This window comes from Cohnella hongkongensis (assembly GCF_042654645.1).
Lineage (GTDB): Bacteria > Bacillota > Bacilli > Paenibacillales > Paenibacillaceae > Cohnella > Cohnella hongkongensis.
On sequence record NZ_JBHSEP010000007.1, the window covers coordinates 127,135 to 138,821 of the forward strand.

At 59.5% G+C, this 11,687-nt stretch carries 11 protein-coding genes; all 11 read left to right on the top strand.

Going from position 1 to position 11,687, the window contains the following annotated elements:
* Nucleotides 1-76 precede the first annotated feature (76 nt).
* The 11 genes from sucC (at nt 77) to fliE (ending at nt 11,594) form a co-directional block, all read left to right on the top strand.
* A complete protein-coding gene (gene sucC / locus ACFO3S_RS11810; RefSeq protein WP_378095733.1) occupies nt 77-1,237 on the top strand; it encodes an ADP-forming succinate--CoA ligase subunit beta in 1,161 nt (386 codons plus the stop codon).
* A 32-nt stretch (nt 1,238-1,269) separates the two neighbouring features.
* Complete coding sequence (gene sucD, locus ACFO3S_RS11815) at nt 1,270-2,196, top strand: succinate--CoA ligase subunit alpha (protein WP_378095736.1); 927 nt, start codon at nt 1,270-1,272, stop codon at nt 2,194-2,196.
* 137 nt (nt 2,197-2,333) lie between these two features.
* Nucleotides 2,334-3,533, top strand: a complete 1,200-nt coding sequence (gene dprA / locus ACFO3S_RS11820; RefSeq protein ID WP_378095739.1) for a DNA-processing protein DprA — start codon at nt 2,334-2,336, stop codon at nt 3,531-3,533.
* Nucleotides 3,534-3,594: 61 nt separating this feature from the next.
* Complete coding sequence (gene topA / locus ACFO3S_RS11825) at nt 3,595-5,688, top strand: type I DNA topoisomerase (protein ID WP_378096082.1); 2,094 nt, start codon at nt 3,595-3,597, stop codon at nt 5,686-5,688.
* A gap of 91 nt (nt 5,689-5,779) precedes the next feature.
* Nucleotides 5,780-7,111: an FADH(2)-oxidizing methylenetetrahydrofolate--tRNA-(uracil(54)-C(5))-methyltransferase TrmFO gene (gene trmFO, locus ACFO3S_RS11830; protein WP_378095742.1), complete on the top strand. Its 1,332-nt coding sequence runs from the start codon at nt 5,780-5,782 to the stop codon at nt 7,109-7,111.
* A 165-nt stretch (nt 7,112-7,276) separates the two neighbouring features.
* Nucleotides 7,277-7,822: an ATP-dependent protease subunit HslV gene (hslV, locus tag ACFO3S_RS11835; protein ID WP_378095744.1), complete on the top strand. Its 546-nt coding sequence runs from the start codon at nt 7,277-7,279 to the stop codon at nt 7,820-7,822.
* Entirely contained in the window at nt 7,819-9,243 is a 1,425-nt protein-coding gene (gene hslU / locus ACFO3S_RS11840) for an ATP-dependent protease ATPase subunit HslU (RefSeq protein ID WP_378095747.1), read from the top strand. Before hslV ends, hslU begins: the two co-directional genes overlap by 4 nt.
* An 81-nt stretch (nt 9,244-9,324) precedes the next feature.
* Nucleotides 9,325-10,098: a GTP-sensing pleiotropic transcriptional regulator CodY gene (codY, locus tag ACFO3S_RS11845; protein ID WP_378095750.1), complete on the top strand. Its 774-nt coding sequence runs from the start codon at nt 9,325-9,327 to the stop codon at nt 10,096-10,098.
* 268 nt (nt 10,099-10,366) lie between these two features.
* Nucleotides 10,367-10,780 (top strand): flagellar basal body rod protein FlgB, encoded by a 414-nt coding sequence (flgB, locus tag ACFO3S_RS11850; RefSeq protein ID WP_378095754.1) that lies wholly within the window; start codon nt 10,367-10,369, stop codon nt 10,778-10,780.
* Nucleotides 10,781-10,783: 3 nt separating this feature from the next.
* Nucleotides 10,784-11,227 carry a flagellar basal body rod protein FlgC gene (gene flgC, locus ACFO3S_RS11855; protein ID WP_378095756.1) on the top strand — a complete coding sequence of 148 codons (444 nt, stop codon included), beginning with the start codon at nt 10,784-10,786 and terminating at the stop codon, nt 11,225-11,227.
* Nucleotides 11,228-11,285: 58 nt separating this feature from the next.
* Nucleotides 11,286-11,594, top strand: coding sequence for a flagellar hook-basal body complex protein FliE (gene fliE, locus ACFO3S_RS11860; protein WP_378095759.1), 309 nt, complete (start codon nt 11,286-11,288; stop codon nt 11,592-11,594).
* Nucleotides 11,595-11,687: the final 93 nt, after the last annotated feature.

The window sequence follows — 11,687 nt, forward strand, 5'->3', positions numbered from 1 at the left end:
GGCTTCGCCCGGCGTTTCCGCGCCGAAGCGACAGCCGCACCAGATATTAAGCGCACAACGGGAGGATGCCAGAGTCATGAATATTCATGAGTATCAAGGCAAGGAAGTCTTGAGGCAGTATGGCGTTAACGTGCCGCGCGGCAAAGTGGCGTTTACCGTCGACGAAGCCGTCAGCGCAGCGAAAGAACTCGGAAGCTCGGTGACCGTCGTGAAAGCCCAGATTCATGCGGGCGGACGCGGCAAAGCGGGCGGCGTTAAAATCGCCAAAAGCCTGGACGACGTCGCAAACTACGCGAAAGAGCTGCTCGGCAAAGTGCTGGTCACGCACCAGACCGGTCCGGAAGGCAAAGAAGTGAAGCGGCTGCTGATCGAAGAGGGCTGCGACATCAAGAAGGAATATTACATCGGCGTCGTCGTCGACCGGGGAACCGGCCGCGTCGTCATGATGGGTTCGGAAGAAGGCGGCATGGACATCGAGGAAGTGGCCGCGAATACGCCCGAGAAGATCGTGAAGGTGGTCATCGATCCGGCTGTCGGGCTGCAAACGTTCCAGGCTCGTCAGCTGGCTTACGATATTAACATTCCGGGAGAGCTCGTCAACAAGGCGGCCAAGTTCATGCTCGCGCTGTACAGCGCGTTCGTGGACAAGGACTGCTCCATCGCCGAGATCAACCCGCTGGTCGTCACGGGCGCTGGCGACGTTATGGCGCTGGACGCGAAGCTGAACTTCGACTCCAACGCGCTGTTCCGTCATAAGGACATCGTGGAGCTTCGCGATCTGGACGAGGAAGACGAGAAGGAAATCCAGGCTTCCAAATTCGATCTGAGCTACATCGCGCTCGACGGCAACATCGGCTGCATGGTGAACGGGGCCGGCCTGGCTATGGCGACGATGGACATTATTAAATATTTCGGCGGATCTCCGGCCAACTTCCTCGACGTGGGCGGCGGCGCGACGAAGGAGAAAGTAACCGAAGCGTTCAAGATCATTCTGTCCGACGCGAACGTCAAGGGGATTTTCGTCAACATCTTCGGCGGCATCATGAAGTGCGACATCATCGCCGAAGGCGTCGTCGCGGCCGCGCGCGAGCTCGGTCTCGACAAGCCGCTCGTCGTGCGTCTGGAAGGAACGAACGTCAAGCTGGGCAAAGAAATATTGAACGGATCCGGCCTGAACATCGTGGCTGCGGATTCGATGTCGGACGGCGCGCAGAAAATCGTGTCGCTCGTGAAATGACAAGGGAGAACTTACCGGGGAGTGTGTAAATCATGAGTATCTTGATCGATAAGAACACCAAGGTGATCACCCAAGGCATTACGGGCGCGACGGGATCTTTCCACGCCAAAGGTGCTTTGGAATACGGCACGCAGATGGTCGGCGGAGTGACGCCGGGCAAAGGCGGCCAAACGATCGATTTCGATCTGGAGAACGGCACGAAAGTGACGCTCCCGATCTTCAATACGGTGAAAGAAGCGGTAGCGGCGACAGGCGCGACGGCGTCCGTCATCTATGTCGCGCCTCCGTTCGCGGCCGACTCCATCATGGAAGCGGTCGACGCCGAGCTGGACCTCGTCATCTGCATTACGGAAGGCATTCCGGTGCTGGACATGGTCAAGGTCAAGCGCTTTATGGAGGGCAAGAAAACCCGTCTGATCGGGCCGAACTGCCCGGGCGTCATTACGCCGGAAGAGATCAAAATCGGCATCATGCCGGGCTATATCCATAAGAAGGGCCACGTCGGCGTCGTCTCGCGCAGCGGGACGCTCACCTACGAGGCGGTTCACCAGCTGACGACGCGCGGCATCGGCCAATCGTCGGCCGTCGGCATCGGCGGAGATCCGGTCAAAGGCTCCGAGTTCATCGACATTCTGAAGCTGTTCAACGAAGATCCGGACACGTACGCGGTCATCATGATCGGCGAGATCGGCGGCACGGCGGAGGAAGAAGCGGCGGAATGGATCAAGGCGAACATGACGAAGCCGGTCGTCGGCTTCATCGGCGGCGCGACGGCGCCTCCGGGAAAACGGATGGGTCATGCCGGCGCGATCATTTCCGGCGGCAAGGGAACGGCAGCGGAGAAAATCGCCGTGCTCGAAGCCAACGGAATCCGCGTCGCTCCGACGCCTTCCGACATGGGCGCGACGCTTGTCGCCGTCCTGGAGGAAAAAGGTTTGCTGGAAAAGTGCAAAGGTTAATGGTACAGTAGCAGCAGACGAATAATCGCCGGAGGACGAAATCCTCCGCGCTTACGGCAAGGCAGGCAGCCTTCCGCCCCCTCTTTGAGGGTGTGGAAGGCTTTTTGCCGTATCGGCGTGAATTGGGAAAGGGGTTAATGGCGATGCTGGAAAACGAGGAGAACAAAGCGCGGGAGAACGTCCGAACCGTATCCTATGCGGAGGCGCTGGAGACGGGCATGCCGAGAGACGTTCTGATCGCCTTACACGAGGCGGAAGGGGTCGGAAGGGTGACGATCGCGTCCGTATTCCTGTACGGCGTCATGAAGGGGCCGGGCTCCCTGCGGCATACGCGGGACTTTCTTGCCGGCGACTGGCGGGACATGGGCCTCAGCGCCAGGCAGGCGCTGGCTGCCGAGAGGGGCGTTCGGCCCGCGGCGAGGGAGCGGAGGGAGGATCGCCACCGTTCGGGCCGAATGGGAGCCGTCACTTATTTGGACGACGATTATCCGGCGCTGCTGAGGGAAATCTCCGATCCGCCGTGGGTGCTCTATTTCAGGGGACGCCTGGAGCTGACGGACCGTCCGGCGATCGCCATCGTGGGCACCCGTCTGGCGACGGGATACGGGCGCAAGGTCGCGGAGGAGCTTGCGGAGGGCTGTGCGGGGCGCATGACGGTCGTCAGCGGGCTGGCGAAGGGGATCGACGCGGCGGCGCACAGAGGCGCCGTATCCGCCGCGTACGGAACGATAGCGGTGCTGGCCGGAGGGGTCGACAGATGCTACCCGCCGGAGAACCTTGCGCTGTATCGCGAGATCGGAGAGCAGGGGCTGCTTCTTGCGGAGAGCCCTCCCGATACGATTCTTCGTCCCGGCTTGTTTCCGCTGCGCAACCGGATCATCGCCGGTCTCTCCTACGGCGTGGTCGTCGTGGAGGCCGCCCGCAGGAGCGGAGCGCTGATTACGGCGGAGCTGGCGCTCGGCTACGACCGGGACGTTTTCGTCGTGCCGGGGCAGGTGACGTCCCCTCGCAGTCTGGGCGGCCTCGAATATTTTCGAAAAGGGGCTCATCCGGTATTGGACGCTTCGGATATTTTTCAATATTATGAGTATCGGCTGCCCCGGGCTCCGGAGCCGGAGCCCGGGAGCGGCGCGGCGTCCAGGGAGGCTAAGCCGGCGGAGGAGCTCGATCCGGACGAACTGGCGATCTACCTCGCGATCCTCGAAAGACCCTCCTCCATTAACGAATTATCGGCCGTTTCCGGGATGACGTTTGGACATTTACACTCCGTTCTGCTAAATTTACTAATGAAACGACGAATTCAACAACTACCCGGTTCCGTATATCATGTCCTTTAAGGATGAAGGCATAAGAACATAGGCACGAGGACTTGTCGACCGTAGGAGAGGAGGAATGGACGTGGCGGACTCGCTCGTGATCGTCGAATCGCCCGCTAAGGCGAAGACGATCGGCAAATATTTAGGAAGCAAATTTATCGTCAAAGCGTCCATGGGGCACATTCGCGATTTGCCGAAAAGCCAGATCGGAGTCGAGGTGGAGAACGGCTTTCAGCCGAAGTACATCACGATCCGGGGCAAAGGCAACGTCCTGAAGGAACTGCGCGACGCCAGCAAAAAAGTGAAAAAGATTTATCTCGCGGCCGACCCCGACAGGGAGGGCGAAGCGATCGCGTGGCATTTGGCGCATTATCTGGAGCTGGACGAAAAGGAAGAGTGCCGCGTCGTTTTTAACGAAATTACGAAGCAAGCGGTCAAGGACGCCTTCAAGTCGCCCAGACCGATCGATATGGACCTGGTGAACGCCCAGCAGGCGAGAAGGGTGCTCGACCGGCTCGTCGGCTACAAGATCAGCCCGCTGCTGTGGAAGAAGGTCAAAAAGGGACTCAGCGCCGGCCGCGTGCAATCGGTCGCCCTGAAGCTGATCAACGACCGCGAGATCGAGATCAACGCCTTCGTCCCCGAAGAATATTGGAGCATTACCGCTCATCTGACCCATGGAAAATCGACGTTCGAGGCGAAGTTCCATTCCGTTCGCGGAGAGAAGCAGGAGCTGAAGAGCGAAGCCGAGGTGAAGGAAGTGCTGTCCCTGATGAGCGGCGGAGCGTTCGTCGTCGGGGAAGTGAAGGAGAAGGAGCGGCAGCGCAACCCGTCTCCCCCGTTCATTACGAGCTCGCTGCAGCAAGAGGCCGCGCGCAAGCTGAACTACCGCGCCTCGAAGACGATGCAGATCGCCCAGCAGCTCTACGAGGGCGTCGATCTCGGGAAGGAAGGGACGGTCGGTCTCATTACGTACATGCGCACCGATTCGACCCGCATCTCTCCGGTCGCGCAGGAGGAGGCCAAAGAGTACATCGCGGGGAAATACGGCAGCGCCTATTTGCCAGAGACCCCTCGCGTATACGCGAAGAAGAACGCCTCGGCGCAGGACGCGCACGAAGCGATTCGGCCGACCTCGGTGCTGCGCGATCCGGAATCGGTCAAGGCGTTCACGACCAAGGATCAGTTCAGGCTGTATAAGCTGATCTGGGAGCGGTTCGTCGCCAGCCAGATGGCTTCCGCCGTACTGGATACGATGACCGTCGATCTGAAGAACGGTCCGGTCGTCTTCCGGGCCAACGGCTCGAAGCTGAAATTTCCCGGCTTCATGAAAGTGTACGTGGAAGGCAACGACGACGGCACGACGGACGAGGATCGGCTGCTGCCTCCGCTGGCGGCGGGCGATCAGGCGGAAGCCAAGGACATCGAGCCGAAGCAGCATTTTACCCAGCCGCCGCCGCGCTTTACGGAGGCGCGTCTCGTCAGGGCGCTGGAGGAGCTCGGAATCGGACGCCCGAGCACGTACGCGCCGACGCTGGAGACGATCCAGAAGCGCAACTACGTGGCGCTCGAGGAGAAGAAGTTTATTCCTACCGAGCTCGGCGAGCTCGTCATCCAGCTGATGGAGGAGTTCTTCCCGGAAATTCTGGACGTCGAATTCACCGCCAACATGGAGGACGATCTCGATCACGTCGAGGAAGGCACCCAGGATTGGGTGAACGTCATCGAGGAGTTCTACAAGTCGTTCCAGGAAAGACTGGCGGTCGCCGAGGAAGAAATGAAGGAGATCGAGATCAAAGACGAGCCGTCGGACGAGGTGTGCGACAAGTGCGGCAGCCCGATGGTGTACAAGATGGGACGCTTCGGCAAGTTTCTGGCCTGCTCGGGCTTCCCGAACTGCCGCAATACGAAGCCGATCATTAAGGACACCGGCGTCCGCTGTCCGAAATGCTCCGAAGGCCAGGTCGTCGAGAGGCGCAGCAAGAAGGGACGCGTGTTCTACGGCTGCAACCTGTATCCGGGCTGTGACTACGTATCCTGGGATAAGCCGGCCGTCAAGCCGTGTCCGAGCTGCGGCGGCCTCATGGTCGAGAAGCGGGTCAAAGGAGAGACTCGGCTGAACTGCACCGTGTGCAGCCATTCGGAGGCGGTCGAAGAGGCGGAAGCGGCGGAATAACCGGCGAAAAGGCGCCGTCCGGGCGACGCGAAGCAAGCGATCGCGCGTTCGCCGCCCTCTGAACGGAGAATGGGTGGGGGAGGTCAATACATTGAGAGAAGGACAATCCGTGACGGTCATCGGCGCGGGGCTGGCGGGCAGCGAAGCCGCTTGGCAGATCGCCGCGCAGGGCGTCCCCGTCACGTTATACGAGATGCGGCCGGTCAGGCAGACGCCGGCCCACCATACGGGCGGCTTTGCCGAGCTCGTCTGCAGCAACAGCTTGCGGGCGAACGGTCTGACGAATGCCGTCGGCGTGCTGAAGGAGGAGATGCGGCGGCTCGATTCGCTCATTCTTGCCTGCGCCGACCAGCATGCGGTGCCGGCCGGCGGCGCGCTGGCCGTCGACCGCGAAGGGTTCTCCGCCGAGGTGACGAAGCGGCTGAGAGCGCATCCGCTCATTACCGTTCGGAACGAAGAGGTCACTGCGATTCCGGAAGAAGGCATCGTCGTCGTCGCGACCGGGCCGCTTACCTCTCCGGAGCTGTCCGACGCGATCAAGCGCCTGCTGGGCGAGGAATATTTTTATTTCTTCGATGCGGCCGCTCCGATCGTGGAGAAGGATTCCATCGATTTCGACAAGGTGTTTCTGGCGTCCCGGTACGACAAAGGGGAAGCCGCTTACTTGAACTGTCCGATGACGGAAGCCGAGTTCGACGCGTTCTACGACGCGCTCATCCATGCGGAGACGGCGGAAGTGAAAGATTTCGAGAAAGAGATGTACTTCGAAGGCTGCATGCCGATCGAGGTCATGGCGAAGCGCGGGAAGCAGACGGTGCTGTTCGGGCCGATGAAGCCGGTCGGCCTGGTCGATCCGCGCACGGGGACGAAGTCGCATGCGGTGATCCAATTGCGGCAGGACAACGCCGCCGGAACGCTGTACAACATCGTCGGATTTCAGACCCATCTGAAGTGGGGCGAGCAGAAGCGGGTGTTCTCGCTCATTCCCGGCCTGGAGAACGCCGAATTCGTCCGTTACGGAGTCATGCATCGCAATACGTTCATCAATTCGCCCAAGCTGCTGCAGCCGACGTACCAATTCCGCGGACGGGAAACGCTGTTTTTCGCCGGGCAGATGACCGGAGTCGAGGGCTATGTGGAATCGGCCGCTTCCGGTCTGATCGCCGGCCTGAACGCCGGAAGGCTGGCCGCAGGGAGGGAGCCGCTCACGCTCCCGGCCGACACGACGCTGGGCAGCATGGCGCACTATATTACGACGGCGGACTTCAAGCATTTTCAGCCGATGAATGCGAATTTCGGATTGTTCCCTCCTCTCGGCTATCGCGCCAAGAGCAAGAAGGAGAAGAACGAGGCGATCGCCGCGCGCGCCCTGGAAGGGATCGAGGCGCTGCGGTCCGAGATCCGGGCAAGTTCCGTCTTGTAACCGATGAAGCAGCGGCTGCGTATATGTCTTATGCCGCTGCTTTTGCGGCTCTATGCGAAAATTCGCAATGTTCAGTTTTCGGCAGGGCAGGTTGGACGAACACCGGGTGACGAGGCGCTAAAATCGAACGCCTCAGAATTATCGAATGATCGGGAGGATCAGCCTATGGATATGAGTTTTCACGCCACGACGATCTGCGCGATTCGCCATAACGGCAAAGGCGCGATCGCGGGAGACGGTCAGGTCACTTTCGGCAACAGCATGGTCATGAAAAACACCGCGAAAAAAGTTCGCAGACTGTACCGCAACCAGGTGCTGGCGGGATTCGCAGGCTCGGTCGCGGACGCGATTACGCTGTTCGAGAAGTTTGAAGGCAAGCTGGAGGAGCACCACGGCAATCTGCAGCGCGCAGCGGTCGAGCTGGCCAAGGATTGGCGCTCCGATCGGGTGCTGCGCAGGCTGGAGGCGATGATGATCGTCGTCGACGCGACGGGCATGCTGCTGCTTTCCGGCAACGGCGAGGTGATCGAGCCCGACGACGGCATTCTGGCGATCGGCTCGGGCGGCAGCTTCGCGCTGGCCGCAGCGCGGGCGCTGAAGCGCCATGCGCCGGATATGGAAGCCCGCGACATCGCGCGCGCGGCGCTGGAGACGGCCGCGGAAATCTGCGTATTCACCAACAATAACTTGATTGTCGAGGAGATAGAATGATTACATTCGATAAGCGCAAGGGAGAGGATCGCATGAACGACGCACTGACGCCCCGCCAGATCGTAGCCGAGCTAGACAAATACATCGTCGGTCAGAAGTCCGCCAAGCGTTCGGTAGCCGTTGCGCTCCGCAATCGTTACCGCCGCAGCCGCCTGCCCGAGGAGATCCGCGACGAGGTCGTGCCCAAGAACATTCTGATGATCGGGCCGACGGGCGTAGGGAAAACCGAGATCGCGAGGCGGCTGGCCAAGCTCGTGCAAGCTCCCTTCGTTAAGGTCGAAGCGACCAAGTTCACGGAGGTCGGCTACGTCGGCCGGGACGTGGAGTCGATGGTGAGAGACCTGGTCGAGACGGCGATCCGGATGGTGAAGGAGGAGCGGACGGAGAAGGTCAAGGACAAGGCGGAGAGAGCGGCCAACGAGCGGCTGGTTTCTCTGCTCGCGCCCTCCCCCTCGCGGCCGAAGCCGCAAAAAAATCCGCTCGAGATGCTGTTCGGAGGCAGCGCGACGCCCGCCGACGAGCCGGAGCCGGTCGATCCCGGCCTGCAGGACAGAAGGCGGGACACGAGAGCGCGGCTGGAGGCCGGACTTCTCGAGAACGAGATGGTCGAGATCGAAGTGGAGGACCATTCTCCGACGATGCTCGATATGCTGGGCGGACCGGGCCAGGAGCAGTTCGGCAACATGCAGGAGATGCTCGGCCAGTTTCTGCCGAAGCGCCGCAAGAAGCGGCGGCTGACCGTGAAGGAAGCGCGTAAGGTGCTGATCGTGGAGGAAGCGAACAAGCTGATCGATATGGACGACGTCACCTCCGAATCGCTTCGCCGGGCGGAGCAATCGGGCATTATTTTCATCGACGAGATCGACAAAATCGCCAGCCAGGGGCGCGGGCAGGGACCGGACGTCTCGCGGGAGGGCGTGCAGAGGGACATTCTTCCGATCGTCGAGGGCTCGACGGTCGTGACCAAGTACGGTCCGGTCAAAACCGATTACATTCTGTTCGTGGCCGCCGGAGCGTTCCATATCGCCAAGCCGTCGGATCTGATTCCCGAGCTTCAAGGCCGGTTCCCGATCCGAGTCGAGCTGAGCAGTCTGACGGACGAGGATTTCATTCGCATTCTGACCGAGCCGGAGAACGCGCTGACGAAGCAGTATACGGCTCTGCTGCAGACGGAGGGCATCAACGTCGTCTTCACGGAGGCGGCCATCTCCGAGCTGGCGAGGATGGCGCAGGAGGTTAACCGGAACACGGAAAATATCGGCGCTCGGCGGCTGCATACGCTGCTCGAGAAGCTGCTTGAGGATTTGAGCTTCGAGGCGCCGGAGCTGCAGCTGGAGGAAATGTCCATAACGCCGGAGTATGTTCGAGAGAAATTATCTACGATTGCAAGCAATCGGGATTTGAGTCAATATATTTTATAACGGCTCTGTGCCTAACGTATGCCGCCGTCCCGGACGGCGGTGTCGTTGTACTTGCTTGTCGCATTAGGAGGAAGCACATTCATGACGCTGTTGATGAAAACCCGAACGCTGAACCGGCTGCTGCAGGAGGCGGCGGGCAAACCGCTCAATTTCCGCGAGATGGCGGAAAGGCTGCGCGAGACGATGCAGGGCGACGTATTCGTGCTGAGCAGGAAGGGAAAAGTGCTCGGCATGGCGCATTCGGCGGGATTTCCAGAGATGTGGCTGCACAGGGAGGAATCGGGCGGCCCCCGATTTCCGTCCGAGACGAACGACCGCCTGCTGCGGATTTCGGAGACGGCGGCGAACGTCTCTTCAAATGAGGAAATTTTAACCCCGATAGAAGCGGCGTTCGGCAACGGGATGGTCACCATCGTGCCTATTATCGGAGGCGGCGACAGATTAGGTACTTTAGTCCTATCCCGCGAACGGGAGGCCTTTGGGGACGACGATCTAATTCTGGCGGAATACGGCTCCACAATTATAGGAACGGAGATTCTGAGAGAAAGGATCGACGAGCGGGAAGCCGAGGCCAGAAGCAAGGCGATCGTCACGGTCGCGGTCAACTCCCTTTCCTTCAGCGAGATGGAGGCCGTCGAGCAGATCTTCGAGGAGCTGGAAGGGAAGGAGGGTCTTCTCGTCGCTTCCAAGATCGCGGACAGAGCCGGCATTACAAGATCTGTCATCGTCAACGCGCTGAGGAAGCTGGAGAGCGCCGGGGTGATCGAGACCCGCTCGCTCGGCATGAAAGGCACGTATATCCGCATTCTTAACGCCCAGCTGCTTCAGGAATTGGAGCGCCGTCGAGACAGCTGAACAGCCCCATCCAAGCCCCGGTCTTCCTTGGGAAGATTAGGGCTTTTTTCTTATTGTCACGTGAACGCATGTCGGAGATGATGGATCTTAGAAAATTCTAATTTGTCGTATTGTGTTGTTTTTTTTGTAAAAACGGCAAAAGTCTTGTCGTTTCAAGCAGGAATTTAGGGGATTGGCGTGGAATTACACAAGCGAAGATCTGGGCTGGAAGCGAAAATGAAGATTATCTCATGTTGCGACATGTAACGAGCGGAAAGGGGCGACAATGATGGAATTGTTAAGCGGCGCATCGTTTCAGCGGCTGGAGAATGCCATTCACGCTGCTGGGATGAGATATCGCGTGCTGTCTAACAATATTGCGAATCAAGAGACGCCGTATTTCAAAAGATCCGACGTCGTTTTCGAAGAGATGCTGGCGCAAGCGATCGGCTCGCAGAGCACCCGCGCGCTCGGGGGCCGGCTGACGGACAGCCGTCATATTCCGATTAACGGCTCTTACCCGGCCCCGGCTCCGAAGGTGGTCACGGACGAGTCGACGGCGATGAACAACAACAAGAACAACGTGGATATCGAAAAAGAAATGGCTCTCCTCGCGGAGAACCAGCTTAGATACAATCTGATGTCGCAGCAGGTGAACCACGAGGTCAAGATGATGAGAATCGGGATTCGAGGGAGTGTATAACGGATGAAGCTTGGAGGATTCGATATCACCGCTTCCGCATTAACGGCTCAAAGGCTTCGCATGGACGTCATCGCGGCGAACATCGCCAATGCGGAGACGACGCGAGCCGGGTACGTCGACGGCAAGTTCGTCCCTTATCGCCGCAAGATGGTCGTCATGGAGGCCGTTCAGCCCAGGTTTCAGGACGTGCTCAGCCAGCAGATGAACGGCTCGTCCGCGCAGGGCGTCAGGGTAACGTCCATTCGCGAAGATTCGGCGCCTTTCAAGCAGGTCTACAATCCGACGCATCCCGATGCGGACGCCAACGGAATGGTTTATATGCCTAACGTGGATATGCTGAAGGAGCAGGTCGATCTGCTTGCGGCCACCCGGTCTTACGACGCTAACGTGACCGCTCTGAACGCCAGAAAAGCGATGTTTATGAAGGCGCTGGAGATGGGCCGGTAAGGCGGGCCGATCCGGGGCTTGGCGATGAATTCCCAAATAACGTTGGAGGGGTGTTAGCTTGATTACGAACTCGATTTCGACGATCAGTCCCGTAAGCGCAGCGAATCAGCTGGGCTTGAACCAGACGAAGGCGACGCCGGCCGAGGCGACGGAAAGCTTCGCCTCGTATCTGAAGAACGCCATTGACGGCGTGGCGGCCCAAGAGCAGAACGTACATAAGATGAACGATCTATTTCTAATCGGGGAAGTCGACGAGAACCAAGTGATAATCGCCGCTTCGCAAGCGGAGCTCAGCCTCTCTCTGACCGGGCAAATTCGCAACAAGGTCATCGAGGCCTATCAGGAAATTATGCGCATGCAGGTTTAATCTTTTGATCGAGACGATCGAAGCGGACTCAATCCAAGGATGAAGGCGCGCATGCTTATTCCGCCTTCTCCGTTCTTCATAACCGCAGGCGAG